Raw genomic sequence first — 25,045 nt, forward strand, 5'->3', positions numbered from 1 at the left:
GTGGCCTCACATCAGGGATCTCAGCACGTCGACCTCGCAGCCCGGCGCGAAGGGGTCGAAGCCGTGCTCGCTCAGCCAGCGAACCGCCAGCAGGCTTCGCAACGACCACCATGCGTGGATCACGTCGATGTCGATGTCGGCGCCATAGCCGGCGATGACGTCGTCGAGGTGCTCCTCGTGTCCGAGGGTGAATGTCGCGAGGTCGTACAGGGGGTCTCCTTGGCCCGCCTCGGACCAGTCGATGATGCCCGTGACCTCGTCGCCGTCGACGAAGACGTGTGCGATCTGCAGGTCGCCGTGCGTGAACGCCGCAGTCCACGGCCGGAGCGCTGCCTCGGCGACCCGGCGGTTGCGGGTGACCAGGTCGGCGGGCAGGACGCCGTTCGTGACGAGCGACGCGCACTCGTCGTCGAGTTCCGCCGCCAGCGCGGCGACGCTCCGGCCGGCCCGGCCCCGCCAGGGCGGCAACGGCGCGTCGTGCAGCTTCCGGATGGCGGCGCCCGCCGCGGCCCACCCCGCCGGCGACCCGGTCGACGGCCCGCCGAGGCGACCGAGCGTCGTCCCCGGCAGTGCGGTGATCGCGAGCACGGGCGGCTGGTGCCACAGGACCTGCGGGGTCGGGACCGGCACGCGGGACATCGTCTCGATCTCGGCGTCGATGCGCGCCTGGTCCGCGTCCACCTTCAGGAACACGTCACCGACGCGCAGGGTCGCACGCTCGGAATGGGCGACGACGACTTCGACCTCATCCATGGGCGACCAGTATCCCGGCAGTGATCGCCGGCGTCCCCCGGTTTTCCGTCCACCTGCCGACGAGTGCCGTCGCAGGTGAACTCCGATCGGCTTCTCGAAGGCGGCCGCCTACCGGCGTCCGGTGAGGTGGGCCGTCAGGCGGGACAGCAGGGCGACCGACTCGCTCAGCCGCCGTCTCTCGTCGGGGTCGAAGGTCTCGCGGATGGCGGTGCCGAGGGCGCCCGCGCGACGGGTGCGCTCGCGCCGGAGACGGGAGCGGCCGGCGTCGGTGAGGCGCAGCAGGAGCTTGCGGCCGTCGCCGGGGTGCGGCTCCCCGCGGACCAGGCCGGCGGCGGAGAGGTCCTTGACCGACTTGGCGGCCGACTGGTGTGTGACGCCGCGCAGTCGGGCGAGGTCGGCCGTGGTCAGGGGGCCGTCGCGGTCGAGGAATCCGAGGATGGCGGCTTCGCCGGGGGGCATGGTGTCCACGGCTCTTACTGCCCGGACCAGCTCACCGATCGACCGTCGCAGCTCCTCGGCCAGCGCGTCTTCGTCCATGGAGACATCCTAGCCGGTTCTCCCACATCCAGTTGTACAGTTAGGTTGTACAAAACAAACGAGCACACGTGCTGCTCGATGAAGGCGGAGGACAAGGACATGGCGGTCGTGGAACTCACCAAGTTCGGTCATGCGTGTGTGCGGCTCGAGAAGGACGGGCGCCGCCTGGTCGTCGACCCGGGCGGTCTGACCGGCCCCGAGGCGTTGGACGGCGCTGACGCGGTGCTCGTGACGCACGAGCACTTCGACCACTTCTCGGAGGAGTTGCTGCGCCGGGCGGCCGCGGCGCGTCCGGGTCTGCGCATCTGGACCAACTCCTCCGTCGCCAAGCGGCTGGACGGTCTCGGCGCGCAGGTCTCCACCACCGGGGAGGGGGACGCCTTCAGCGTCGCGGGCTTCGACCTCACGGTGCACGGAACCTGGCACGCGGTCATCCACCCGGATGTCCCGCGCATGCCCAACATCGGGTTCCTGGTGGACGAGTCCCTGTTCCACCCCGGCGACGCCCTGACCGTCCCGGACGCTCCGGTCGGCACGCTGCTGCTGCCCGTGCACGCTCCCTGGTCCACGGTCGGCGATCTGATCGACTACGTGCGCGAGGTCGCTCCCCGCGATGCCTACGCCGTCCATGACGGCGCCCTGAACGACGTCGGCACCGCGATGGTCGAGGGCTTCCTCGGGGAGCGGGGCCCCGGGGTCCCGGCTCGCTACCGTCGGCTGGCACCGGGCGCGAGTGTCCGGATCGGGTGAGGTCCGGCGGCGCCGGTCGCGGCGTGCCGACGCCTATGACGCCGAGGGCTTCTCCTCGCGGTACAGCACGAGGTGCTCGTGGTGGAGCACGCCGTCCCGCAGGTCTCCGGTGGCGGTGAAGCCGGTGTCGTCGACGTAGTCGAGGTGGTCGCCGGTCACCGTGTAGCGGCCCGTGTACGCGCTGCGCCGATCCCCCCGGGCCTCGTCGTAGCGCCCGTCCGGCAGCAGCTCCTGACGGATGTGGCCGTCCGCGGTCACCCACGTGCCGACCACGTCGGCGTTCTCACGGTTGCTCCGGTCCCGCGCGTTCGCTGTCATCGCACCTTCCCTTCCTCGGTGGGCGTGGCCTCTGCACAGCCGAGTCTGCGCGGGTCGGCCAGGAGGATCCAGGACGTTCGCTGCCTGGGTGCGGCACACCCGGGCAGCGCACCGGAGCACCGCCTAGCCTTGGCGGCATGGACGACAACCACCTCGGGGAGTTCCTGCGCGCGCGCCGCGCCGGTCTGCGGCCGCAGGACGTCAACATGGCGAGCCACGGCCTGCGCAGGGTGGCCGGACTGCGCCGCGAGGAGGTCGCCGTCCTGGCCGGGGTCAACGCCGACTACTACACCCGGCTGGAACAGGGCCGCGAGCGTCACCCGTCTCCGCAGGTACTCGACGCGCTCGGCCGCGCGCTCCGCCTGGACCCGGAGGCCCGCGCCCACCTGCACCGCCTGGCCGGGGTGTCACCGGCCGGCCGGGACTCGCTGCACGCGACCGAACGGGTCGGCCCCGCACTGCGTCAGCTGATGGACGGCTACGCCCACACCCCCGCCTTCGTCATGAGCCGCACCCTCGACGTCCTGGCCGCCAACGCCCTGGCCGACGCGCTCTACGCCCCCTTCACGCCCGCGGACAACCTGGCCCGCATGATCTTCCTCGACCCGGCGGGCAGGGAGTTCTACCAGGAGTGGGACCGAGCCGCCCAGGCCGTCGTCGCCGACCTGCGCCAGGCGCACGGCTTTGATCCGGAGCACCCGCGCCTGAGGCGCCTGGTGGACACGCTCACCGAGCACAGCGCCGTGTTCCGGCGCCTGTGGGCGGAGCACTCCGTGCGCGGCAAGACCCAGGACGCCAAGCGGCTCCTCCACCCGGACGTCGGCACCCTCTCGCTGACGTACCAGTCCTTCGACGTCCGCGACGCTCCGGGGCAGCAGCTCGTCATCTACCACGCCGAGCCGGGCAGCCCGTCGGCCCACGCCCTGGGCCTACTCGGCTCGCTGCACGCCGGTGAGCGGCGGCAGGGCGCGTCCGACTCGGCCGGGAATTGAGCTCCGCGAGCCGGTCCGCGAGCGGAATCCGTGAGTGCCTGGTCACGCCTCTGCGCGGCCGGCGCCGAAGAACCCGATCATCTGCTCCAGGCCGTCCGTGCCGAACATGGTGTCCAGGCTTCCGGCGGACTCGACGGCGGACGCCTCACTGCGGGGAAAGAGGCCTTCCTCGTACTGGGTGAGCGCGGCCTCGGTGTCGCCGGGGTGAGCGGCGAGGGCGAGGGCGAGTTCGGCGCCGTCGTACATGGCGAGGTTGGCGCCCTCACCGGCGAAGGGGGACATCAGGTGGGCCGCGTCACCGAGCAGGGTGACGCCGGGGGTCCGCTTCCAGCGGTGTCCGACGGGCAGGGCGTGGATGCGGCGCGGAGTAATGGTCTCCGCGTGGGCGACGAGGCCGCGCAGGCCCTCGTCCCAGCCGTCGAAGTGGGCGAGGACCGCGGCTTTGGCGGCGGCGTGGTCGGTGAAGTCGACGGTGTCGATCCAGCCCGCGTCCGCCCTGAGCGCGGTGTAGACGTGCAGGCTGCCGTCGGTCTCGCGGTGGGCGAGGAAGCCGCGCCGGTCGCCGAGGCTGATGAAGAAGCCACCGCCGACGAGGGCCGCGCTGCGCGGGTGGCGGGTGTCGGCCTCGTGCAGGTCGCTCTCCACGAAGGAGATGCCGGTGTAGGCGGGCTCGGCGTCCGAGAGCAGCGGCCGGATGCGGGACCAGGCGCCGTCGGCACCGATGAGGAGGTCGGTGGTGAGGGCCGAGCCGTCGGCGAAAGTGACCTCGTGCCGGCCGTCGTCCAGTGCTCGGGCTCCGGTGGCCTTGTGCCGCCAGTGGACCGTGCCGTCGGGGAGGGAGTTCAGCAGCAGGCCGCGCAGGTCGCCCCGGTCGACCTCGGGGCGGCCGCCGTCGCCCTGGTCCTCGGTGGCGACACGGACCGTGCCGTCGGGGCCGACCAGGCGCATCGCCTGACCGCCCTCGTGGATGATCTCGCGGAACTCGTCGTGGAGGCCGGCGGCGCGGATCGCCTCCTGGCCGTTCTCCTCGTGGATGTCGAGCATGCCGCCCTGCGTGCGGGCCTCGGGGCCCGACTCCAGGTCGAAGACCGCCGACTCGATTCCGTTGACGTGCAGGACCCGGGCGGCGGTGAGGCCGCCCAGGCCGCCGCCGATGATCGCGACGGGGTGGTGAGGGGTGCTCATGGTGGCCTCCAGGGGTGCGCGGTCGGACACCTCCAGCGTAACGAACATGTTCGTAGCGAACAAGTTCGCCCATGCGCATGCAGAAGGGCTGGGCAGCGACGGGTTCGACAGCTGGATGCGGCCCCCTCAGCCGGCCGCGCCGCGCGCCGGGCCGGGGACGGGCGTGCGGGTGATGCCGTTGACCAGGACGTCGAACGACCAGCGCAGGCGGTCGTGGGCGGAGCCTGCGATGAGCAGGGGCATGTGGGAGGCGATCGCGGGATGGGTGGCCTCGTCCGCGTCGCGCAGGGCCCGGACGGTGGCGCTCCAGTCCTCGTGGGACGCCGGATCGTGCTCCTGGGTCGCCTGCTCGGCGGCGGTGGCGGTGGCGTCCTGCAAGAGCTTGTCCACGCCCCAGGCGACCTGCGCGCCAGGGGCTCCGCTGCGGGCGAGCAGTTCGAGGACCCGTTCCACGAGACGCAGGTAGTTCTCTCCGCTGGGGCGGGCGACCAGAGCCGACCGGGCGAGCTGGGGGTGTGCGAACAGGACGAGGGTGTACGAGGTCAGTACGGCCCGGAGCTGCTCGCGCCAGTCCTCCTCGGCGCCCGCACCGGTGAGGTCGACCTCGCCCAGCAGCGCGTCCAGCACGGCCGCGTGCAGTTCGGCGGTGTTCGCCACGTACACGTAGAGGGAGGCGGGGCCGGTGTCCAGCTCCTGCGCCAGACGGCGCATGGTGACCTTCTCCAGCCCCTCCGCACGCATGAGCGCCACCGCGGTGTCGACGATCCACCGCCGGGACAGTGCGGGCTTCGCCGGACGGTCCCGGCGGCTGATCGGGGCTCTTCTCGCTGCCATGCCCCCGATCGTAACGAACACGTTCGCCGCGTGGTCGGGACCGTGTCAGCGGGCGTCCTGACGCAGGTGCCGGTCCTGTCCCGCCCCGTGTCCGGCGACTGCCGTGGCGATCCCGAGGACGGCCAGGACGCTGAGCGGAAGTGTCCAGCTGTGCGTGGTGTCGTGCAGGATGCCCAGCAGGAGGGGGCCGGCCGCCGCCACGAGGTAGCCGATGGACTGTGCCATGCCCGCCAGCGCGGCGGCTTCGCCGGAGCTGCCGGCGCGCTGGCTCTGGAAGGTCAGCGCGAGGACGAGGCAGGCGCCGCCGCCGAGTCCGAGCAGGGTGCACGCCAGGACGGTCAGCGCGGGAGCGGCGACCAGCACGGTGAAGCCGCCCGCCACCAGGACCGAGGCCCCGGCCGCGGTCCATCGCTGATCGTGCCGGCCGCGGGTGAGCAGGGGCAGGAGGCTGCTGGAAGCCAAGGACACCACCTGGTAGTAGAACAGCATCCATCCGGCCGTGGTGCTGCTCGTCCCGCGGTCGATCAGGATGCTCGGCAGCCACGCGACGGCGGTGTAGAAGGCCAGGGACTGCAGGCCCATGAAGAAGGTGACCTGCCAGGCGAGCCGCGACCGCCAGGGCACCGGGCTGTGCGTCCCGCCGGTGGACGCCTGGGGCTTGTCACCTCGCATCCGGGGCAGCCAGGCGAGGAACGCGGCGACCGTGAAGGCGACACCCCAGGCGAGCGCCGTGCGCCAGGAACCCGGCACGGTGTGGGCCAGCGGCGCGGACACCCCCGAGGAGACCGCGGCCATGAGGCCCATGACGGTCACGTAGAGGGCGCTGACACCCTGGATGCGGTGCGCGGGCACGCTTCTTCTGATCAGGGCGGGCAGCAGCACGTTGCCGAAGGCTATGGCGGCGGACAGGATCACCGTTCCGGTGAACAGGAAGACGACGGAGGGAAGGGAGCGGACCACCGTTCCGACGGCCAGCACACCGAGCGACGCCACCAGCAGGCGAGCGCTGCCCCACCGGTGGGAAGCCCGGGCGACCAGCGGCGACGTCGCGGCGAACGTCAGCAGCGGGAGCGTACTCAGCAGCCCGCCCCAGCTCGATGACAGACCGCTGCCGCGCTCGATCTCGGGCAGCAGTGCGCCGACACCGGTGAGAGTGGTGCGCAGATTCGCCGCCACGAGGCAGATCGCGACGACGAGCCCGACCGACACGACGGGCCGGGCGGACCGGGCGCGGTCGGCGGCCGGTGTTTCGGAGGCGGAGTACCGGCGGGAGGCCGAAGCCGGCTGCGGACTCATCGCTCCCCCGCGGTGCGTGACGCGTCGGTCTCGTGGTCGCGGGTGAGCCGGACGATCGCCGCCGCCGCGTCCCGGGCGCCGCCCGTGTCCCGGGCCTCGATCGCGTCGACCAGCCGCCGGTGCAGGCGGGCGTGCTCCGCGGCGTGGCCGGCGTCCCAGGGCAGGCCCCCGAGGGACGCGGTGAGGGCTGTACCGAGGTGGTCGTACACCTCGACCAGCAGGTCGTTCCCGCTGGCCCGGACCACGGCCCGGTGGAACAGCGCGTCGACGCCCGTGGCCGCGGCCGGATCCTCACCGGCGCAGGCCGCGTCGGCGTCGGCCAGCAGTTCCCGCAGCTGCTGCAACTGACTCTCGCTCCGGCGCAGGGCCGCGGCTCCCGAGGCGTACTCCTCCAGAACGGTGCGCAGTTCCAGCACCTTGTCCCGCTGCGCGGAACTCGCCCGCCGCACCATGACGGACTGCAGCTCGCTCGACGAACAGACGTAGGTGCCGTCGCCGGCTCGCGGCTCCAGCAGACCCAGGTGCACCAGTGCACCGATCGCCTCCCGCAGGGTGCTGCGTCCGACCCCGAGCTCCTCGATGAGGGCGTGCTCCGGGGGGATCCGCGTCCCCACGGGCCAGCCCCCCGACTCGATGTGCGAGCGGAGGCTGTCGACCAGTTGCGCGGACAGGCTGGCCGTCCGTCGCGGTGCGCTGATGCGTTTCATGGCGGCAGCGTACACAAACATCAGACATTTGAACATCATGCTTTTGTCCAGGAGATGCGGCCGCGAACGGGCCGCATCGTGCTGGGAGCAGTCGTTCACCCGGGGTCCGCGTCGCTCACACGCGGTCGGCCGCGATCAGGACGTACTGGAAGGAGCCGTCACGGTAGGACTCGATGAACGCCTTCTCGATTCCGGTGACCAGCGAGGACGTGGCCCGCAGCTCCCAGTAGGGCAGCGTGTCCGGGGTCAGGTCGACGATGGTGTGCGGCACGAGCCGGTTGTCGGCCATGGCGCGCAGGTACTCCCGCCGGGAGTGGATGTTGCACTCGAAGTGGGCGTTGATCTGGGAGACCCACTTCGACGGCTGGCCGTAGCGGGGGTTCCAGCAGCCGGTGATCGTCACGTAGCGGCCGCCGACCTTCAGGAAGCGGGAGTGCTCGCTGAACAGGTCGTGGAGGTCGACGTACATGGTCGACTCGTTGTTCCACGAGGCCGTGACGGCGCCCTTGTCGAAGGGCGTGTCGAGCATGTTGCACACGCGGGAGCGGACGTGGTCGTCGATGCGCAGTTCCCGCGCGCGCCGGTTGCCGAAGTCGGCCTGGGCGGCGGACAGGGTCACTCCCTCGACCCGGCTGCCGAACCGGCGGTGGGCCATGACCATGGAACCGCCGCGTCCGCAGCCGGCGTCGACGAGGGTGTCGTCGGGACCGGCCTGGCCGAGGTGGTCCATGAGGAACTCCGCCTGCGCCGACTCCAGCCGGTGCAGCTCGGCGATGACCTTCTTCTCGTACTCGCTGTGCTCCGGGTCGCCGAGCGCGGCACGGTCCACGGGGCCGATGCCGTAGTGGTGGTGATAGAGCCCGTCCACGTCACCGAGGCGGAGGTTGACCGGCCGCGCCTCGTTGTTCCAGTAGCGGGCGATGTCCTCCTGGTACGGCGTCGCCGGAGCCGGGATCTTCGCGGTGGCGGTGGCGGTGGCGGTGGTGGTCTCAGTGGTCACAGATACGTCCGTTCTCTACCAGAAGTCGGGCAGGCTGTAGCGGTAGGTGTTGGTGCGGTGCCAGTCGTGGTTGCCGTCGACCCAGGCGGCGACGCCCCTGAGGAAGCGCAGCACGGGGGGCAGGGGGCAGGCCTCCGCGAGGTCGGCCGCGGCGGCCTCGAAGGAGTGCTGGAGCTCGTTGTGGACCTCGACGGCCTTGAGGTAGGCGTCGCGTTCGCAGAGCTGCTCGCGCTCGGCGATCACCACCGGAAGGTTCAGGTGGCGACCGGGGCTGTTGAGTTCCTTGGTGTAGGAGTAGAGGTCGTTGACGATGGTCGTCGCGTTGCCGGCGAGGGCGATGACCCGTTGCATGTCCGGGCGGGCGTGCAGGTCCGCGGGCAGTTCGTAGCCGCCGACGGTGTCGGTGATCGTGGGGCAGGGGCGGAAGTTGTTGAACTGGCGCATCGCCAGGTACTCCCACACCTCCGGGACGTGTCCGGTCTGTGCCCAGGCGCCCTCGGCGAGGTAGCCCAGGTGCAGCCGGGCCATGTCGTGCCGGTAGCGGTCGGACTGGGACGGAGTCGCCGCCCGCACGAAGTAGCCCATGGCGCTGTCGTACGCCCGGCGCGGGGCGTCCGCTGCGAGGGACGCTTGCCACGTCGGCGTGTATTCGGCCGTGGAGTGGAAGTGGTCGATCGCGGTGTGCGCGAGCAGGAGGCGCCCGCCCAGACCGACGGGTGAGCCGCCGTGGTCCTCGCAGTAGCAGTCGTCCACCGCGTTCTCCGCGACCATCAGCCGGGTCGCGAGCATCAGGTGGTCGACGGTCGGTGCGTCGGGATGGCAGCCGACCATGTAGCGGCCCACCGAGAAGCCGTCGAACTGCCCCTCCCACTCCTCGGGATACAGCTGGACCTCGTCCTCGGCCCAGCGCTTGATACGGCGGCTCACCTCCTCGACGCGCACGGGGTCGGGTTCCGGGACGGGGTGGTGGTAGAGGCCGGGGACGGCTCGTCCGGCGGCGGGCGGAGCGGATGCCGGAGCCTCCGGGCCCGGTTGCCGCCCGTATCTGACGGCCGGGGCGAGCGAGGTCGTGCCCGGCCCGGTCGGCCCACGCAGGATCCGCTGGAGGACGGAGTCGCCCGTGACCGTGTCGGGCGGGTTCCCTGCGGCGGGGGCGGGCGGCGGGGGTGGTGCCGGGTCGGGAACCGTGACCGGCGGATGCAGCGCGGCCAGGAAGTCGGACGCGGCCGACGTGACCGAAGCGCTCGGGATCACCGGGGCGGGCACGTCCGGCAGGGTTGTGGGCGGCGTCGGCCCCTGCTCGGGGGGTGGTGTTCCGAGGGTCCCGGAGTCGGGCATCGGTGGCTCCTTGCTGCGGCGGAGTGGGCGATGTGTTGCGCGTGCGGCGGGTCGGGGCCGGCCCTGTGGGCGGTGCGGGGCCTCAGCGCGACACCGGGGCGATCTGGACGTTCTCCATCACTCCGAGGGCGTCGGGCAGGAGCACCGCGGCGGAGTAGTAGGTGCTGACGAGGTAGGAGATGACCGCCTGTTCGTTGATGCCCATGAACCGCACGGAGAGGCCCGGCTCGTACTCGTCCGGCAGTTCCGTCTGCCGCAGGCCGATCACGCCCTGGTTCTTCTCGCCGGTGCGCATCGCGATGATGGAGCTGGTCTGCTCCTTGCTGATCGGGATCTTGTTGCACGGCAGGATGGGCACGCCGCGCCAGGCGGGGACGGACTGTCCGCCCAGGTCGACGTGGTCGGGGTAGAGACCGCAGGCGTTGAAGCCGCGTCCGATGGCGGCGATGGTCCTGGGGTGGGCGAGGAACAGTTTCGTGCCACGTCGGCGGCAGAGCAGCTCGTCCATGTCGTCCGGGGTCGGCGCGCCGGTGCGGGGTTGGATGCGCTGCTTGAAGTCGGCGTTGTGCAGCAGCCCGAACTCGCGGTTGTTGACGAGCTCGTGTTCCTGGCGCTCGCGCAGTGCCTCGACCGTGAGCCTGAGTTGCTCCTCGCTCTGGTTCATCGGCCCGTTGTAGAGGTCGCCGACCCGGGTGTGGATCCTCAGGACGGTCTGTGCGACCGAAAGCTCGTACTCACGCGGACGCAGTTCGTAGTCGACGAAGGTACCGGGCAGTTCGGCCTCGCCGACGTGACCGGCCGACAGGGCGATCTCGGCCTCGCCGTGCTTGGTCTGCCGCTGCCGCGCGCGCGTGTGGAAGTCGTCGACGTGGGCCCGCAGCTGCGGCGCGGAGGCCTGGACCGCGGTGAAGTCGGCGCGCGTGAGGGTGAGGAGGGTGCCGGAGGTCTCGGCGGTGAAGGTGCAGTCGTGGCGGGCGTCGGGGTCCGACAGCGCCTGCTCGCCGAAGTGGCTGCCGTCCGCGAGCACCGCGGTGGTGATCTCACCTCCGTACTTGCCCTCGGTGGTCTGGCTGACGCGGCCGTGGGCGATGAGGTGGATGCGGTCTGCGGGGCCGCCGCGTGCGACGAGGACCTCACCCGCCGCGAAGTCACGTTGCGTACAACGGTCGGCGAGGGCGGTGAGGACGTCCGTGTCCGTGAAGCCGCGCAGCAGGGCCAGCTCGGTGAGTTCTCCGGGGATCACCCGGACCCGGGCGCCCTCCTGGACGAACTCGATGCGGCCGTCGCCGAGCGTGTGGCGCAACCGTCGGTTGACCCGGTAGGCGCCGCCTGCGGCCTCGACCCAGGGCAGCATGCGCAGCAGCCAGCGGGAGGTGATCTCCTGCATCTGCGGGACGGACTTGGTGGTGCTGGCGAGGTTGCGGGCAGCCGCGGTACCCAGGGACTGCTGCGGCGTCTCGGGTGGGGTCTGAGCTTCCGGGATGCTGTCGACGGACATCGGGAGGCCTTCTCCTTGCACGACGGGGAGACCGGCGCACACGGCTGCGCCGACGGGAGGTCGGGAGGGGGTGGACAACGAGCCGGAGGGATCACGTGAATCCGTCCGCCTTCAGAAAGCTAGCTGGTGGAACGGCCGCATCCACCAAGGTGCCGGGAGGCTTACCCCGAAGCAGTGACAATCGGTCGAATGCGGTTTATCGGCCCGTCGGTCGAGATTGCTCTGCGAGAGAGGTCTGGACCCTCACGTGGCGTCAGGCGGCATAGTCGGGGCCGTGGAGGATCACTGGACCGTGGGGCGCGTGGCCGAGCTGGCCCACGTGAGCGTCCGCACGCTGCATCACTATGACGAGATCGGGCTCGTTCGGCCGTCGGGGCGCACCGCTGCCGGGTACCGGGCCTATTCGGCGGACGACGTGGAGCGGCTCCGGGAGGTGCTCGGCTATCGACGGCTGGGCTTCGGGCTGCGGGAGATCGCGGAACTCGTCGGCGACCCGTCCGCCGACGCCGTCGCGCACCTGCGCCGACTGCGCGGCCTGCTGCTGGAACGGCGTGCTCGCACCGACGCCATGGTGGCGGCCATCGACAGGGAACTCGACGTACGGGCGAAGGGACTGAAGGTGACACCGGAGGAGCAACTGGAGGCGCTCGGCGCACGGTTGTACGACGAGATCGGCGGCGCATACACCACGACACGGCGTACCGAGCCGCGGATCGCCGCGCGGATCTGGGACGCGCTCGGGGACGCGCGGACGGTGTTGAACGTCGGGGCCGGCACCGGCTCCTACGAGCCCGCCGATCGCGAGGTGACCGCGGTGGAGCCGTCGGCGGTCATGCGGAAGCAGCGGCCTGCCGGGGCGGCGCCGTGCGTGGCCGCCGCCGCGGAGAGGCTGCCGTTCGCGGACGGCTCCTTCGACGTCGCGATGGCCGTCTCCACCGTTCACCACTGGGGGGACCCGATGGCGGGGCTGCGCGAGATGCGGCGCGTGGCCCGCCGCGTGGTGGTGCTCACCTTCGACACCGACGAGCCCGGTTGGCAGGACCGGTTCTGGCTCACCCGCGACTACCTACCCGAGTTCGCCACCGTCCTCGCGGAGTTTCCCTCGCTTGCCGGGATGGCCGAGGCGATCGGGGCCCGCGCCGAGCCGGTGCCCGTTCCGTGGGACTGCGCCGACGGTCTGTTCGAGGCGTACTGGCGCCGGCCCGAGGCGTATCTGGCGGAGCATGTGCGCCGGGCCGCGTCGGTGTGGACGAAGGTCGGGCCCGAGGTCGAGCGGCGGGCGGTGCGCAGTCTCGGCGACGACCTCGGCTCCGGCCGGTGGGCCGAGCGGAACAGCGACCTCGCCGGCCTCGAGGCGGCGGATCTCGGCCTGCGCCTGCTCATCGCCTGACCCGGGGCGCCGGACAGCCCGGGCCGGCCGTGGCCGGCACTCGGCGCCTTTCGCCGTTCGGGCGGCGGCCCGGGCCCGGGCCGCCGGTGGCTCTCAGTCGTCGAGCGCCTCCAGGACGTCGGCGAGGTCGACGAACTTGAAGCCCGTTGCCTCCCGGTCGCCGTCCTCCGGCGCCATGTGACCGTCCTGGACGACGAGCAGGCCGTTCGGGTACCTGCTGCCGAGAGGCTCGGCGAGGACGTCCGCGCCGTCGCACTCCTCGGATCCGTCCAGCGCCTCGGACGCGGCACCGACCCGGAAGCGGCCCTCGTACTCGTAGTCGTCGGACCGTTCGCGGTCGTAGGCGACGAAGGTGTCGTCGCCCTGGCTGGAGGTGAGCAGGTAGCCGTCCCCGTCCTCCTGCTCGAGCAGGGTCAGGCCCTCGACGTCCGCCGACACCCGCGCACCCCCGAAGCCGGGGTCGGCGCCGGCCACGCACTCGTCGGAGGCCTCGTCGTAGGTGGCCGGCACGCCGTACTCACGGACCTTGTCCTGGAGGACCGGACGGCCCCTGAGGTCGGCCCGCAGGCGCCAGATGCCCACATCCTCCTGCCCGGCGAAGAGTGTGCCCGTCTCCGGGTCGACGGCCATGCCCTCGACCTGCGGGCCTTCGCCGGGTTCCCCGCAGGGGGACCACTTCGTGCCGTCGGGCATGGTGAACGTGGCCGGCAGGTCCAGCGTGCGGACCTTCCGGTAGTTCACCGTGCCCTCACGCGTCGCGGTCAGCTCCAGCAGCGCGATGTGGGTGGTCGCGTTCTGGCTGACGAGCGCGTAGGACCTGCCGGTCACGGAGTCGGTGTACGTGGCCAGGCCGTAGGCGGTGCTCTCCTCGTTGACCTCATCCTGGGAGCCGGAGAAGATCCACGGCGCGGAGGGGTCGGTGACATCGGTGAGCGGGGCGTGCGGCCGGTCCCCGTCGACGCGGTAGACGCGCAGCTTGTCGCTGCCGCGGTCGCTGACGACCGCCAGGTCCGTGGCTCCGGTGCCCAGGGACATGCCGTGCACCAGGTCGACGTTGTTGAAGCGGCCGGGGGCGTCGTCCGCTCCGGGCGCCTCGGGCGCGGGGACCGACTGGACCTGCCGGGCGTCGAGATCGTAGACCCGCAGGCCGCCCTCCTTCGCCGTGGCGACGACGAGGCTGGCGTCCGGGTCGGCGGAGTTGCGCCAGATCGCCGGGTCGTCGGCGTTCGCGTTGCCGCCGGCGTCGTCGTCGAACAGCGCGGCGGTCTCGGCGCGGGGAAGGACCTCGGGGGGCGCGGCGAGTGCCGAGGCGTCCGCCGGGGGCACGGCCGCGGCGGCGGTGAACACCAGGGTCGCCGTCGCCGCGACGACACCGGAAAGGCGTCTTGTGAACGCGTGCACGAGCTGTCTCCTTCGTCGGGGAACGGGTGACGGCCACGCGCCCGCGACGTACGGAGCGCGGCCGCACCCACCACTGGGGCGGCGTCACATGATCGGCAACGGAGGCGGAGGACGCGCGTCGCCCGGGCAGCCCGCCGGCGACGGATGCGTGGCCGAGGGGTGAACGGATCGGCCCTGCCCCTCGGGGAGTTGACGGGGGCTATACGCCCTCGTCGTCGCGCAGGGAACGGATCATGCTCTGCAGGATCCGGAACGCGCCCGACTGCTCGCTCTCGGTCATACCGGCCAGCATTCTGAGCTCGACGGAACGGACCGCCACGGTCGCCTTCTCCAGGCTCCGCCGGCCGCGAGGAGTGAGCCGCGCGGGAAGCGCCTTCCCGACGGGCGCCTCCGCGGGCCTGGTCACGTAGCCGTCCCGTTCCAGGGCCTGGAGCAGCACGTTCATCGACTGGCGGGTCACGAACGCCCCCCGCGCGAGCTCGGAGTTCGACAGGCCCGGCCGTTGCGCCAGCAGTTCGAGGCAGGAGTAGTGCGTCACGCTCATCCCGAGTGGCCGCAGTACTTCCTCCATGGCTGCGCGCAGGGCGCTCGAAGCCTCTTTGAGCAGGTAGCCCAGTGATTTGTCCAGGTCGATGCCGGCGCCCTTTTGACTCATGTCAGCATTCTGACATAGCTTGACCTGTGTCAGGAATCTGACACGAAGGTCCGACGCCAAGACAAGGAGCACCACCATGCCCGTCACCGGTCCCGACTTCGTCTCCCTCCAGGTACGCGACCTCGACGCCGCGCAGGCGTTCTACGAGCAGTACCTCGGCCTCGTCCGCTCGCAGGCCGGGCCGCCGCACGCCGTCGTCTTCGAGACGAAGCCGATCGCGTTCGCACTCCGCGACGTCGTTCCCGGCACCGACCTCGCCTCCGTCGCGCAGCCCGGCATCGGTGCCGCGATCTGGCTCCACGGCACCGGCGTCCAGGCCATCCACGACGCCCTCGTCGCCGACGGTCACACCATCGTGTCCGCACCGGTCGACGGCCCGTTCGGCCGGACGTTCACCTTCGCCGACCCCGACGGCTACCACGTCACCCTCCACGACCGCGCCTGACCGGCGGAACGCCGCGCCGACCGACGCGGAACGCGGGCGTCGCCGGAGCGTTTCAGCGCAGCAGGAGGCCGACGGCCACCGTCAGGCGTTCGAGGTACGACTCCCTCGACCCGACCTGGTGCTTGAGTCCCGTCGATGCGCTGATCATCGTCTGCGCGATCCGGACGGCCTCCTCCCGCCCTGTCGCGACGGTGATGGCGTCCGTGACCAGTTCCTCGAAACGTCGCGGCAGGACCTCGACGACCTCTCCGAGGATGCCGGGATTGGCCTCGATCACCGTCGCGACGTCACGCGTCAGCGGGCCGACGTAGCGGCCCGCCCAGTGGTCGAAGGCTTCGACGAGGCGCTCCGGAAGGGGGCGGTCACCGTCGGCCAGGGCCTGTTCGACCGCGGTGATGTCGCGGTGCAGGGCCTGGGTGACCGCGGCACGGAACAGGCTCTCCTTCGTGGAGAACAGGAAGTAGAGGCCCGGCCGGGAGATGTGCGCCGCCCGCGCCACCTCCTCCATCGACGTCTTCCGGTATCCGAAACGCGCGAACGTCGCCATGGCGGACTCCAGAACCATGGTCCGTCGGTCGGCATCCGCGCCGGTCGGGGCCGGGCGGCCGGCGTCGCTCCTGCTCATGCGGCGAGCATACGAGCATGGACCGCACTATACAAATCATGTCCAGTTCGTATAGTTGAGCCATGGATACCCGCCCGCTCGTCTCCACGCCGTTCACCGCCTCCAGCACCGCGGACGAGGTACTGGAGGACGTCGACCTCACCGGTGTCCGCGCAATCGTGACGGGAGCGTCCTCCGGACTCGGCATCGAGACGGCTCGTGCGCTGACCGCGGCCGGGGCGGAGGTGACGCTCGCCGTGCGGAACACGGCTGCGGGTGCCTCCGCCGCCGAGACGATCGCCAGGTCGACCGGAGCGGCCCCGCCCCGCGTCGTCCGACTCGACCTCGCCGACCGAGCCGGCGTCACCCGGTTCGTCGACGCGTGGGACGGCCCGCTCCACCTGCTCGTCAACAACGCCGGCGTGGTGACCGGCGGGCTCGAACGGACGCCCGAGGGCTGGGAGCTGCATTTCGCGACGAACCATCTCGGCCACTTCGCCCTGGCCACCGGGCTGCACCAGGCCCTGGCCCGCGGTGCGGCCGAGCGCGGCGGAGCACGGATCGTCTCGGTCAGTTCGACGGCGCACATGCGGTCCGGCATCGACTTCGACGACCTCCACTTCGAGCGCCGCAGCCACGACCCGCAGACCGCCTACGCACAGTCGAAGACGGCGAACTCCCTCTTCGCCGTCGAGGCGACCCGCCGGTGGGGGTCCGCCGGCATCGTCGCCAACGCGGTCAATCCCGGCGGTGTCGCGACGGGTCTGCAGCGGAACTTCACGCCGGAACAGAAGGCGTCGCTCGACGCGGCCGAGGCTGCCGGAGTCTTCACGTACAAGACGGTCGAGCAGGGAGCCGCCACCAGTGTCGTCGCGGCCGTCGCCCCCGAGTTCGCCCACTCCGGCGGTCACTACCTCGACGACGGGCAGGAGGCCTACACGGTGCCGAACGATGCCGACCTCGCGCAGCACCCGCACGGTGTCAAGGAGTGGGCGCTTGATCCCGCCGCCGCCAAGCGCCTGTGGACCGTCTCAACCGATCTGCTGCGCTCCTGACCTCTCGGCACGGAAGTGCCGATCATGAGCCCGAATCCACGCGCCTTCCTTCCCGGCCTCCCCCGGCTCCCCCAGTGGCCGGGTCATCCCGTCGTCCGGGGCCGCACGCCGGCCGGGTTCGGTCTGGTCCAGCTCCCAGTGGTACCGGCACTCCTCGCACCGCGGCCCGTCCACGACGGCGTCCTCCCCGTTCGGGCAGTCCGTGCCGTCTCCGCGTCCCGCGCACGCCTCACCTGTATGCCCCATGCATCCGACCGTGCGCCGCACCGCGCCACGTCGGGGAGAGGGCCTGTGGGGCGCACAGGCGCTCGCTCCCCGCGCAACGCCCCGGCAGCCACCACCGGCCCCGCACGATGACGACTGCCGGTGGACGAGGGCGAGCATGACCGCGGAAGTCCGGTCAGGTCAGGGAGAACCTCAGGTACGGGGCGACGCTGCGGAGTTTCTCGCAGGTCTCCTCGGTCTCCCGCTCGGGGCTGGACTGGGCGGTGACCCCGGCGCCGGCTCGCAGCCACGCCTCGTCGCCCGCGCCGATCAGGGTGCGCAGGACGAGGGCGGCGTCGAGGGCGCCGCTGGTGCTGCCCCGGAAGACCGCCCCGCCGTACAGGCCGCGTGGCCCTTCCTCGTGGCGGGCCAGGGCCTGGAGCGCGGCGCGTTTGGAGACTCCGGTGGCGGTGATCGCGGGGAACAGGGAGGCGAAGGCGTCCCAGGGTCCGGCGTCCGGCCGGAGCCGGCCCGTCACCCGTGAGGCCAGGTGCTGCACCGATCCTCGTGGGCGGACCGCCATGTACTCCTCGACCACCACGGAGCCGGGACGGCACACGGCCGCCATCTCCTCCCAGGCGAGACGTACGGACACGGCGTGTTCGTGTATCTCCTTGGGGTCGCTGAGCAGTTCCGCGCGCCGGCGCTCGTTCTCCGCCGGGTCGGCGCCCAGGGCGCGCGTGCCCGCGAGCGGCTGGGTGCTGACCCGCCCGTCGTCTTCGACCTCGAGAACGGTCTCGGGGCTGAATCCGGCAGCCCGGTAACCGCCGAGGTCCAGCACGTAGGAACGTGCCGGTGTGTTGGCCCGGCGGCCCGCGAGGTAGGTCGCGGGGAAGTCGGGGCGCGGCTCGGCGGGCAGGGGGACCTGCCGGGAGACGACGGCCTTCTCCAGCAACCCGGCGCGGATGTCCCGGACCGTGCGGGAGACCGCTCGGCCGTAGGCGGCGGTACCGACGGCGATGACGTCCTCGGTCCGGTCCCGCGCCGGTTCGTCGTGGGGGGTCTGCTCGGCCGCGGGCTCCGCGAGCAGGTCGGCGACCTTGCGCGCCCAGGCCTCGTCCACCGCGCGGATCACCGTCGAGTCGCCGGTGAGGGTCACTTCAACGGACGGGATCAGGGCGTGCAGCAGCGGCCGGTCTCCGGCCGTCGCGGGGTCCGCGTGCAGGAGGTGGGCGAGTTCGAAGGCCGCCCAGCCGTAGAAGCGGCGCTCCTCGCCGCTCTCGTCGGGCAAGCCGGACACGGGCGGCAACGCGGCCAGGGCGTCGGCGAACGCCGTCAACGGCCGCCGCTGCGTGCGCGAGGTCCAGGTACGCCCGGCGGCCCGCGCGGTGATGCCGGTGGCATCCGCGGTGACGCTGACGTCGGAGCCCGCAGCGAAGTGCCAGACCCCGCCTTCCGACTCGTACACCACGTACTGGCCCGCCAGGCCCGCCCGTGCGAGGCGGGTGGCGGTGGCGGCCGGGTCGTGGCAGGGCTCGCGGGTGCTCGCGCACACGAGTGGTGGGACGGACCTCGCCCATGCCTCCCAGATGTTCCGGGATCCGGTGCTCATCGTGTGGTGCCTTCTCTCTGCCGCTGGGCCGGGGTGGTCGTGGCTGTCGGGTCAGGGGTCATGACGGGGCCGACTCCAGTCGCCAGCCGTGGGCCTGCGCGCGCCGTTCCCAGAAGGAGGCGTACGTGCCTGCCGCCGCCACCAGGTCGTCGTGCGTGCCCCGTTCGGTGATCTCGCCGTCCTCCAGGACCAGGATCTGGTCGGCGCCCACGACGGTGCTCAGCCGGTGCGCGATGACCAGGAGGGTCCTGCGGGCCGCCAGGGCCCGCACGGCCTGGGCGAACAGCGCCTCGTTCTCCTGGTCGAGGGCGGCGGTGGCCTCGTCGAGGACGAGGATCGGGGCGTCCTTGAGGAGCGCGCGGGCGATGGACACGCGCTGTCGCTGTCCGCCGGACAGTCGCGCGCCGCCCTCGCCCACCTTCGTGGCCCACCCCTCGGGCAGCTCCTCGACCACGCGGTCGAGGCCGGAGAGTGCCGCGGCCTCGGCCAGTTGGCCGGAGTCCGCGTGCGGGGCCGCGATGCGGACGTTCTCCTCGATCGTGCCGTCGAAGAGGTAGACGTCCTGGAAGACGAGGGACACGTGGTCCGCGAGGTCGTCGGCGTCGATCTCGCGGACGTCGACGCCGCCGATGCGGACGGTGCCCTCGGTGGTGTCCCGGAAGCGGGCGAGCAGGTGGGCGATCGTGGTCTTGCCCGCGCCGGAGGGCCCGACCAGCGCCGTCATGCTGCGCTCGGGCAGGCGGAAGGTCACGTCGTTCAGGACCGGTCGTGCGGCTGCCCCGGCCACCGGGTCGGCGCCGCCGTCGTAGCGGAAGCCGACCTTGTCGAACTCCACGCTCGCGTCGCGCGGCGTCCGCGGCTCGGCGGGCTGGGGGAACGGCGGTTCGTCGAGGACCGCGCCGAGGCGTTCCAGGGTGTTGCGGGCGATGCGCATCCCGGCGCCGGCCTCGGCGGCCGACGACACGCCGTCGATCAGGCGGACCAGCAGCACCAGGAGCGCCAGCAGGGTGGGCCCGGTGAGGGAGCCGTCGAGCTGCCAGGACACCCCGAGGGCGAGCAGCAGGGCGAACACGAGCCGGGTGGCGAAGGAGAACGAGACCAGTCCGGGCAGCCCCCGCGCGATGAGCCGCCGGTCCGCGCGCGCCTCGGCCACCAGGGCGTCGTCGAGGGCGCCGTATCCCTCGGCGGTCCGGCCGAACGCCCTCAGTACCGGCTGGTTGCGCGCGTACTCCAGGACCCGGTCGGCGGACTCGCCGATCGCGGCGTCGCGGCCCAGGTCGAGCCGGCGCATCACGGCGCTGCTCGCCGCCTGGACGGCGAACAGCACGGGCGCGCAGACCAGCAGCACCAGGGCGGTGCGGACGTCGAAGAAGAACGTGGCGGCCACCAGCGTCGCCGGGGTGAGCAGGGAGCTGATGAACGGGCGCAGCAGGTGGGCCGGTGTGCTCATCACCTGGATGACGTTCTGTCCGGCGAGCCGGCTGAACTCGGCCGTGCGGCCGGTGTCGAACCAGCCCAGCGGCAGGCGCAGTGCCTGGTCCGCCATGCGCTGGTGCAGCACCCGGGAGAGCTGGGAGCCGACCGTGAACCCGCCGCTGACGGCCGCGCCCTGGAGCACCGCGTGCGCGAGCGCGCAGCCGGCGAACGCCGTCAGCCAGGGCCACACGTCGTCGGGAGCGGGGCCGAGCAGGGCACGCAGGACGGGCACCAGGAGGGCGAAGGCCACCCCCTGGAGGACGGCGGCGGCGCACTGGAGGACGAGCAGCCGGTTCAGCGGGCGGGAGCCTTCCGGCCCGAGGACCCGGTAGAGCTGACGGATCATCGTGCACTTCCTTCTCGGATGTCGTCCGCGCTGCTGCTCTGGGCGTCCCAGAGGGCGGCGTAACGGCCCCCCGCGGCGACGAGGTCGTCGTGGCGGCCCTGTTCGGTGACGCGTCCGTCCTCCAGGACCACGATCCGGTCGGCGGAGCGGACGGTCGACAGCCGGTGGGCGATGACGAGCAGGGTGCGGCCGGCCGCGAGCGCGGACAGCGCGTCCTGGATCAGGGCCTCGGAGTGCGGGTCGGCGTACGCGGTCGCCTCGTCGAGCACGAGGACCGGGGCGTCGGCGAGCAGGGCTCTCGCGATGGAGAGGCGTTGTGCCTCACCGCCGGAGAGAGTGACGGCCGTGCCGAGTTCGGTCGCGTAGCCGTCGGGCAGTGCCGTGACGCGGTCGTGGATGCGGGCGGCGCGGGCGCACCGCTCGACTTCCTCGTCGGTGGCCTCGGGGCGGCCCAGGCGGATGTTGTCGGCGACGCTCGCCCGCAGCAGCCGTACGTCCTGGAGGACGAAGCCGACCCGCCGGTACAGCTCGGTCGCGGGGATGTCGCGGAGGTCGGCGCCGCCGAGGGTCACCGTGCCGGCGGTGACGTCGTGGAAGCGGGGCAGGAGCGAGGCCAGGGTGGACTTGCCGGAGCCGGAGGGGCCGACCAGGGCGGTGACCGTGCCGGGCGCGAGATCGAGGTCGACGTCGCGCAGGACGTCGGTGCGCCCGTCGTAGGAGAAGGTGACCCCGCGCAGGCGGACGTGGTGGCCGTCGGGCAGGACGGGGGTGGCGGGCTCAGGGAGGGTCGGGGCGTGCAGCAGCTGCGTGATGCGTACGGCGGCGGCCTGGCCGGCCCGGATCTGCTGGATGCGGGGGCCCACGACGCCCATGGGGGCGGCGACGGCGGGGCCCAGCAGCAGGAAGGGGACGAGTTCGGCGCCGGTCAGCCAGTCCTGGGTGACGAGCACGGCGCCCACCACGGTCAGGAGCAGCAGGACCACGGCCGGGGCGACCACCAGCACGGCGGCGGTGGAACTGACCAGGGTGGTGCGGACCCAGCGGGAGAAGAAGTCGGCGAAGCCCTCGGTGGCGTCGACGAAACGCTCGTGGGCCTTGCGGCCGCGGCCGAAGCTCTTGAAGACGGCGATGCCGGAGGCGAACTCCACGGCGGCGGTGGAGATCCGCCCCAGCGCGGCGCCGAACTCGGCCATCTGGGCAGCGGCGCCCGCCATCGCCCGGCTGAACAGGAGCACGCCGAGCAGCAGGGGGACGACGCTGACGAGGGCCAGGCGCCAGTCGACGGTGAACAGGTAGGCCAGGGCCAGCACCGGTGCGGTGAGTACGGCGACGACGTCGAGCAGGGTGTGGGCGAACAGCGTGTGCAGTGCGCTCACGTCGTCCTGCACCGCCTGCTTGACCTCGCCGGTGCCCCGGTCGGTGAGCCGGCCCAGTGGCAGCCGTCCGACGTGCCGGGCGAGCCGGCGGCGGAGGGCGAGCTGGAGGTCGTTGTCGGCGATGTGGGCGAGGGCGCCGGCCGCGGTGCCGCACGCCAGGGCGAGGAGCCCCGCCGCGCAGGCCAGCGCGACCAGCGGCCACAGGGTGTCACCGTCGGCGGGGGTCCCCGTCGTGAGTCGGCCGGCGATCTCGGAGACGGCGATGAAAGGCACCACTCCGGCCAGGGCCGCGACGGTCTGGAGGCCGACGGAGACGGCCAGTCGGTTCCGGACGGGACCGGTCAGCTCGCGCAGGGGACGCGGAGGGCGCGGGGGTGACCCGGTGCCCGCGCCGGGGGCTGCCGGGGTCCGGGCTGCCGGGGTCCGGGCCACCGGGTCCGGGCCGGTCTCGGGCGGTTGTGACTTCACTTGACGAGTACTCCGATTTCGGGGATGGGCCGGCCGCCCGCCTCGGTGATGCGGCGGCTGGTCATGCCGGCCTCGCGGGCCAGGCGGGCGACGTCGAAGGTGTGCCAGTCGTAGCTGTCGGCGACCTCGCGCACGGTGCGGCCGTCGCGCAGGACCTTCCAGGTCGTGGTGAACCGCATGGCGTCGCCCTCGGTGGGTTCGCCGCCGATCCACCACTCGTAGGTCTGGCGGCCGATGGTCTCCCTCAGGGACATCACCGGGGGGATGTGGCGGGGCGAGGAGACCCCCATCAGTTCCACGACGATGGGCGCGCCGTCCGGCAGGCGGTCCGCCAGACGCTTCCACAGCGCGACGCGTTCGGGGACGGTGAGATGGCCGGCCACGCCGAAGATGACGACGGCGGACAGCCGTTCGGGCAGGACGAGGTCCTGCGCGGCGCCGTCGACCACCGTCACCCTGCGCCGCAGGTCCGGGTCGCGGGCGACCCGGGAGGTGAGCATGGCCCGCATGGTGGCCGACGGTTCGGCGGCGAGGATCTCCGCCTCGGGGAGTGCGGCGGCGACGACCTCGGTCACGCGTCCGGTGCCCGCGCCGATCTCCAGGACCGGGCCGTGCGTGACGTCCAGGCCCGTCAGGACGCGGGTCAGCGGGGGGCCGCTGCTGGCGGTGTGCCGGGTGGCGACCAGCTCGTAGAACTCGGCCGAGGTCGAGTAGTAGTCGATCACGACAGTCTCCTCACGGGGTGCTCGGCCAGGTGCGCCGCGCGTCCGTGGTCAGCGAGGGGTCCATCCTGCGCAGCACGGTGGCGACCACCTCGCGGCGTCGCGGGGTGAGGTAGAAGTGGTCGCCGGGGAAGACCCGGACCTCGGTGCGGGCGGTGGTGAGGTCCGCCCAGCCGCCGGCCCCCGCGCGGCTGCGCCGCTCGCCGAGTTCCGGGTCCGCGTCGCCGGTCAGCACGTGGATCGGGCAGGACAGCGGCGGCCGCGCCTCGGGCCGGTGGGTCTCGATGATCCGGTAGTCGTGGCGGACGGCGGTGAGGACGAGGGAGCGCAGCCCCGGGTCGTCGAGGACCTCACGGCTCGTGCCGCCGAGCCGGGCCAGTTCCGCGCACAGCACGTCGTCGTCCTGGCGGTGCAGATGCCCGGTCACCGCCGTGCCGGGGGCGGCCCGGCCCGAGGCGAAGAGCCGGCGCGGGCCGGGGGCCCGGCGGCGGTCCAGTTCGTGGGCCAGTTCCCAGGCGACGGCGGAGCCCATGCTGTGTCCGAAGAGGGCGTAGGGCCGGTCGAGCAGCGGCAGCACGGCGTCCGCCACCGCGGTCACCAGCTCGCCCATGCCGGCGCTCTCCGGGTCGTCGAAGCGGTCCTCGCGGCCCGGGTACTGGATGGCGACGAGTTCGACCTCCGGGGGCATGAGTGCCGCCCAGGGCCGGTAGAAGCCCGCACTGCCGCCGGCGTGCGGCAGGCAGATCAGCGTGAGCCGGGAGGCGGAAGCCTCGTTCCACCGTCTGATCCAGGGGCTGTCGGCACGCCCGGCGCGGGCGGAGGAACGCGCGGGGAAGGCGGCGGTCACCAGGTCACCATCAGTTCTTCGAGGCCGAAGGTGGCCGAGTCGTGCTTGACGACGACCTGGTCCCGCTCCCCCGCGAGGCGCAGCGTGGGGACGCGGCGGAGGAGTGTCTCCAGGGCGACCTCCAGCTCCAGCCGCGCCAGGTGCTGGCCGACGCACTGGTGCACTCCGTAGCCGAAGGCCACGTGGTGGTTGTCCGTGCGGTGGAAGTCGACCCGCTCGGGGTCGTCGAACTGCTCGGGGTCGTGGTTGGCACCGGCCAGGAGCGCGATGACGCCGTCGTCGGCGGGGACGGTGCGGCCGGACAGCTCGATGTCCTCGGCGGCGACGCGCAGCGGAATCGAGTCGGCGACGGACAGCACGCGCAGGAGTTCGTCGACGGCCGCGGGCATCAGGTCGGGGGCCTTGCGCAGTTCCGCCGGCAGCTCCGGACGGTCCAGGAGGAGCAGGGTACTCAGGGCGATCATGCTGGTGGTGGTCTCGCGGCCGGCGTTGATGGTGATGCCGAGGGTGGACAGCAGCTGCTCCGTCGTCACGTTGCCGGGGACCAGGTGGTCGGTGACGAGCTTCGAGATCAGGTCGTCGCGGGGTTCCTCCCGGCGCTCGGCGACCAGCCCGCCGAGCAGGCCGAACAGGCCGCCGAGGGCCTCGGAGACCTGCTCGGCTGTGCTGTTGCGGGAGCCGGAGATCCGGGTGACGTCCCGGAAGAACTCCAGGTCGTGCCGCGGGATGCCGAGCAGTTCGCAGATCACCGACGTGGAGACGGCGTTGGCGTACGCGCTCACGAGGTCCACCGGGCCGCCGGCGGCCAGCATGCCGTCCAGGATCTCGTCCACCCGTGCCTGTACGGCGGGCCGCATCGCGCGGACCCGGCGCACGGTGAACGCCGGCAGGAGCATGCGCCGGTAGCGGGTGTGCTCGGGGGCGTCGGTGCGGATGAAGGGACGGAACCTGGCCCCGGCCTCCTGCTCGCCCTCTCCGAGGGCGGGGAAGCCCGGGCGGCGGATGTCGGCGCTCACGCGCGGGTCGGAGAGCAGTTCCCGTACGTCGTCGTAGCGGGTCACCACCCAGGCTTCCCGCCGGGTCGGCAGGGTGACGCGGGCGACCGGGTCGTCGGTGCGCAGCGCGGCGTACTCCGCGGGCGCGGCGAAGGGGCAGCCGCGCTGGATCGGGAAGTCGCGGGGCGGGGTGGCGCCGGGGGTGTGGGAGGCCGTCGGGGATTCGGGGGGTGTCATCGTG

24 protein-coding genes are annotated in these 25,045 nt (G+C 72.4%); 5 read left to right on the top strand and 19 right to left on the bottom strand.

Annotated elements, in window-relative coordinates:
- Positions 1-6 precede the first annotated feature (6 nt).
- Together R2E43_RS00605 and R2E43_RS00610 are read right to left on the bottom strand one after the other, a co-directional pair.
- Positions 7-753 (bottom strand): phosphotransferase family protein, encoded by a 747-nt coding sequence (locus tag R2E43_RS00605; RefSeq protein ID WP_003971429.1) that lies wholly within the window; start codon positions 751-753, stop codon positions 7-9.
- A gap of 108 nt (positions 754-861) precedes the next feature.
- Positions 862-1,290, bottom strand: a complete 429-nt coding sequence (locus tag R2E43_RS00610; RefSeq protein ID WP_030864577.1) for a MarR family winged helix-turn-helix transcriptional regulator — start codon at positions 1,288-1,290, stop codon at positions 862-864.
- 99 nt (positions 1,291-1,389) lie between these two features.
- Between R2E43_RS00610 and R2E43_RS00615 the strand changes: the two genes are divergently transcribed.
- On the top strand, positions 1,390-2,040 hold the full coding sequence (locus R2E43_RS00615; protein WP_011031843.1) for an MBL fold metallo-hydrolase: 651 nt from the start codon (positions 1,390-1,392) through the stop codon (positions 2,038-2,040).
- 33 nt (positions 2,041-2,073) lie between these two features.
- On the opposite strand, the gene R2E43_RS00620 is transcribed toward R2E43_RS00615, so the two are convergent.
- Positions 2,074-2,358 carry an Atu4866 domain-containing protein gene (locus R2E43_RS00620; protein WP_003971432.1) on the bottom strand — a complete coding sequence of 95 codons (285 nt, stop codon included), beginning with the start codon at positions 2,356-2,358 and terminating at the stop codon, positions 2,074-2,076.
- A gap of 137 nt (positions 2,359-2,495) precedes the next feature.
- Between R2E43_RS00620 and R2E43_RS00625 the strand changes: the two genes are divergently transcribed.
- Complete coding sequence (locus R2E43_RS00625) at positions 2,496-3,350, top strand: helix-turn-helix transcriptional regulator (protein WP_003971433.1); 855 nt, start codon at positions 2,496-2,498, stop codon at positions 3,348-3,350.
- A gap of 42 nt (positions 3,351-3,392) precedes the next feature.
- Here R2E43_RS00625 and R2E43_RS00630 read toward each other — a convergent pair whose 3' ends face one another.
- The 7 genes from R2E43_RS00630 to R2E43_RS00660 all read right to left on the bottom strand — a co-directional run bounded on the left by R2E43_RS00630 (position 3,393) and on the right by R2E43_RS00660 (position 11,208).
- Positions 3,393-4,583, bottom strand: a complete 1,191-nt coding sequence (locus R2E43_RS00630) for an FAD-dependent oxidoreductase (RefSeq protein ID WP_319127879.1) — start codon at positions 4,581-4,583, stop codon at positions 3,393-3,395.
- 78 nt (positions 4,584-4,661) lie between these two features.
- Positions 4,662-5,369 (bottom strand): TetR/AcrR family transcriptional regulator, encoded by a 708-nt coding sequence (locus R2E43_RS00635; protein WP_078653048.1) that lies wholly within the window; start codon positions 5,367-5,369, stop codon positions 4,662-4,664.
- Positions 5,370-5,414: 45 nt separating this feature from the next.
- Positions 5,415-6,665, bottom strand: a complete 1,251-nt coding sequence (locus R2E43_RS00640) for a CynX/NimT family MFS transporter (protein ID WP_003971436.1) — start codon at positions 6,663-6,665, stop codon at positions 5,415-5,417.
- Entirely contained in the window at positions 6,662-7,372 is a 711-nt protein-coding gene (locus tag R2E43_RS00645) for a FadR/GntR family transcriptional regulator (RefSeq protein ID WP_003971437.1), read from the bottom strand. Before R2E43_RS00645 ends, R2E43_RS00640 begins: the two co-directional genes overlap by 4 nt.
- A 115-nt stretch (positions 7,373-7,487) precedes the next feature.
- Positions 7,488-8,372, bottom strand: coding sequence for a geranyl diphosphate 2-C-methyltransferase (locus tag R2E43_RS00650; RefSeq protein WP_093457745.1), 885 nt, complete (start codon positions 8,370-8,372; stop codon positions 7,488-7,490).
- A 15-nt stretch (positions 8,373-8,387) separates the two neighbouring features.
- The gene (locus R2E43_RS00655) at positions 8,388-9,710 is read right to left on the bottom strand and encodes a family 2 encapsulin nanocompartment cargo protein terpene cyclase (protein ID WP_011031839.1); all 1,323 of its coding nucleotides are present in this window, start codon (positions 9,708-9,710) and stop codon (positions 8,388-8,390) included.
- 82 nt (positions 9,711-9,792) lie between these two features.
- On the bottom strand, positions 9,793-11,208 hold the full coding sequence (locus tag R2E43_RS00660; protein ID WP_003971441.1) for a family 2B encapsulin nanocompartment shell protein: 1,416 nt from the start codon (positions 11,206-11,208) through the stop codon (positions 9,793-9,795).
- A gap of 292 nt (positions 11,209-11,500) precedes the next feature.
- On the opposite strand from R2E43_RS00660, the gene R2E43_RS00665 reads away from it, so the two are divergent.
- The gene (locus R2E43_RS00665; protein ID WP_016328190.1) at positions 11,501-12,598 is read left to right on the top strand and encodes a MerR family transcriptional regulator; all 1,098 of its coding nucleotides are present in this window, start codon (positions 11,501-11,503) and stop codon (positions 12,596-12,598) included.
- Between the two features lie 93 nt (positions 12,599-12,691).
- Here R2E43_RS00665 and R2E43_RS00670 read toward each other — a convergent pair whose 3' ends face one another.
- Complete coding sequence (locus R2E43_RS00670) at positions 12,692-13,999, bottom strand: phytase (protein ID WP_136207849.1); 1,308 nt, start codon at positions 13,997-13,999, stop codon at positions 12,692-12,694.
- Between the two features lie 199 nt (positions 14,000-14,198).
- Complete coding sequence (locus R2E43_RS00675; protein WP_003971444.1) at positions 14,199-14,654, bottom strand: MarR family winged helix-turn-helix transcriptional regulator; 456 nt, start codon at positions 14,652-14,654, stop codon at positions 14,199-14,201.
- Between the two features lie 76 nt (positions 14,655-14,730).
- Between R2E43_RS00675 and R2E43_RS00680 the strand changes: the two genes are divergently transcribed.
- The gene (locus R2E43_RS00680) at positions 14,731-15,099 is read left to right on the top strand and encodes a VOC family protein (protein ID WP_003971445.1); all 369 of its coding nucleotides are present in this window, start codon (positions 14,731-14,733) and stop codon (positions 15,097-15,099) included.
- Between the two features lie 52 nt (positions 15,100-15,151).
- On the opposite strand, the gene R2E43_RS00685 is transcribed toward R2E43_RS00680, so the two are convergent.
- A complete protein-coding gene (locus tag R2E43_RS00685) occupies positions 15,152-15,724 on the bottom strand; it encodes a TetR/AcrR family transcriptional regulator (protein WP_332055786.1) in 573 nt (190 codons plus the stop codon).
- A gap of 62 nt (positions 15,725-15,786) precedes the next feature.
- Between R2E43_RS00685 and R2E43_RS00690 the strand changes: the two genes are divergently transcribed.
- On the top strand, positions 15,787-16,758 hold the full coding sequence (locus R2E43_RS00690; protein ID WP_003971447.1) for an SDR family NAD(P)-dependent oxidoreductase: 972 nt from the start codon (positions 15,787-15,789) through the stop codon (positions 16,756-16,758).
- 400 nt (positions 16,759-17,158) lie between these two features.
- Here R2E43_RS00690 and R2E43_RS00695 read toward each other — a convergent pair whose 3' ends face one another.
- The 6 genes from R2E43_RS00695 to R2E43_RS00720 are packed head-to-tail and all read right to left on the bottom strand — an operon-like array spanning position 17,159 to position 25,041.
- Positions 17,159-18,574: a salicylate synthase gene (locus tag R2E43_RS00695; RefSeq protein ID WP_030864550.1), complete on the bottom strand. Its 1,416-nt coding sequence runs from the start codon at positions 18,572-18,574 to the stop codon at positions 17,159-17,161.
- Between the two features lie 58 nt (positions 18,575-18,632).
- Positions 18,633-20,396: an ABC transporter ATP-binding protein gene (locus R2E43_RS00700; protein WP_332055787.1), complete on the bottom strand. Its 1,764-nt coding sequence runs from the start codon at positions 20,394-20,396 to the stop codon at positions 18,633-18,635.
- Positions 20,393-22,240 carry an ABC transporter ATP-binding protein gene (locus R2E43_RS00705; protein ID WP_332055788.1) on the bottom strand — a complete coding sequence of 616 codons (1,848 nt, stop codon included), beginning with the start codon at positions 22,238-22,240 and terminating at the stop codon, positions 20,393-20,395. The genes R2E43_RS00700 and R2E43_RS00705 overlap by 4 nt, the downstream gene beginning before the upstream one ends.
- On the bottom strand, positions 22,237-22,965 hold the full coding sequence (locus R2E43_RS00710; protein ID WP_003971452.1) for a class I SAM-dependent methyltransferase: 729 nt from the start codon (positions 22,963-22,965) through the stop codon (positions 22,237-22,239). Before R2E43_RS00710 ends, R2E43_RS00705 begins: the two co-directional genes overlap by 4 nt.
- A gap of 10 nt (positions 22,966-22,975) precedes the next feature.
- Positions 22,976-23,809 carry a thioesterase II family protein gene (locus R2E43_RS00715; protein WP_011031832.1) on the bottom strand — a complete coding sequence of 278 codons (834 nt, stop codon included), beginning with the start codon at positions 23,807-23,809 and terminating at the stop codon, positions 22,976-22,978.
- Positions 23,806-25,041 (bottom strand): cytochrome P450, encoded by a 1,236-nt coding sequence (locus tag R2E43_RS00720; protein ID WP_319119857.1) that lies wholly within the window; start codon positions 25,039-25,041, stop codon positions 23,806-23,808. Before R2E43_RS00720 ends, R2E43_RS00715 begins: the two co-directional genes overlap by 4 nt.
- Between the last annotated feature and the right edge of the window lie 4 nt (positions 25,042-25,045).

It is taken from the genome of Streptomyces violaceoruber (genome assembly GCF_033406955.1).
Taxonomy (GTDB): Bacteria; Actinomycetota; Actinomycetes; order Streptomycetales; family Streptomycetaceae; genus Streptomyces; species Streptomyces violaceoruber.

What these genes read in the sequence shown, in the direction of transcription:
- R2E43_RS00655 (WP_011031839.1), bottom strand. Translation starts at nt 9,710, where the DNA reads ATGCCCGACTCCGGGACCCTCGGAACACCACCCCCCGAGCAGGGGCCG.
- R2E43_RS00645 (WP_003971437.1), bottom strand. Translation starts at nt 7,372, where the DNA reads ATGAAACGCATCAGCGCACCGCGACGGACGGCCAGCCTGTCCGCGCAA.
- R2E43_RS00680 (WP_003971445.1), top strand. Translation starts at nt 14,731, where the DNA reads ATGCCCGTCACCGGTCCCGACTTCGTCTCCCTCCAGGTACGCGACCTC.
- R2E43_RS00615 (WP_011031843.1), top strand. Translation starts at nt 1,390, where the DNA reads ATGGCGGTCGTGGAACTCACCAAGTTCGGTCATGCGTGTGTGCGGCTC.
- R2E43_RS00630 (WP_319127879.1), bottom strand. Translation starts at nt 4,583, where the DNA reads ATGTTCGTTACGCTGGAGGTGTCCGACCGCGCACCCCTGGAGGCCACC.
- R2E43_RS00720 (WP_319119857.1), bottom strand. Translation starts at nt 25,041, where the DNA reads ATGACACCCCCCGAATCCCCGACGGCCTCCCACACCCCCGGCGCCACC.
- R2E43_RS00625 (WP_003971433.1), top strand. Translation starts at nt 2,496, where the DNA reads ATGGACGACAACCACCTCGGGGAGTTCCTGCGCGCGCGCCGCGCCGGT.
- R2E43_RS00605 (WP_003971429.1), bottom strand. Translation starts at nt 753, where the DNA reads ATGGATGAGGTCGAAGTCGTCGTCGCCCATTCCGAGCGTGCGACCCTG.
- R2E43_RS00675 (WP_003971444.1), bottom strand. Translation starts at nt 14,654, where the DNA reads ATGAGTCAAAAGGGCGCCGGCATCGACCTGGACAAATCACTGGGCTAC.
- R2E43_RS00700 (WP_332055787.1), bottom strand. Translation starts at nt 20,396, where the DNA reads ATGATCCGTCAGCTCTACCGGGTCCTCGGGCCGGAAGGCTCCCGCCCG.
- R2E43_RS00685 (WP_332055786.1), bottom strand. Translation starts at nt 15,724, where the DNA reads ATGAGCAGGAGCGACGCCGGCCGCCCGGCCCCGACCGGCGCGGATGCC.
- R2E43_RS00620 (WP_003971432.1), bottom strand. Translation starts at nt 2,358, where the DNA reads ATGACAGCGAACGCGCGGGACCGGAGCAACCGTGAGAACGCCGACGTG.
- R2E43_RS00635 (WP_078653048.1), bottom strand. Translation starts at nt 5,369, where the DNA reads ATGGCAGCGAGAAGAGCCCCGATCAGCCGCCGGGACCGTCCGGCGAAG.
- R2E43_RS00610 (WP_030864577.1), bottom strand. Translation starts at nt 1,290, where the DNA reads ATGGACGAAGACGCGCTGGCCGAGGAGCTGCGACGGTCGATCGGTGAG.
- R2E43_RS00695 (WP_030864550.1), bottom strand. Translation starts at nt 18,574, where the DNA reads ATGAGCACCGGATCCCGGAACATCTGGGAGGCATGGGCGAGGTCCGTC.
- R2E43_RS00660 (WP_003971441.1), bottom strand. Translation starts at nt 11,208, where the DNA reads ATGTCCGTCGACAGCATCCCGGAAGCTCAGACCCCACCCGAGACGCCG.
- R2E43_RS00690 (WP_003971447.1), top strand. Translation starts at nt 15,787, where the DNA reads ATGGATACCCGCCCGCTCGTCTCCACGCCGTTCACCGCCTCCAGCACC.
- R2E43_RS00640 (WP_003971436.1), bottom strand. Translation starts at nt 6,665, where the DNA reads ATGAGTCCGCAGCCGGCTTCGGCCTCCCGCCGGTACTCCGCCTCCGAA.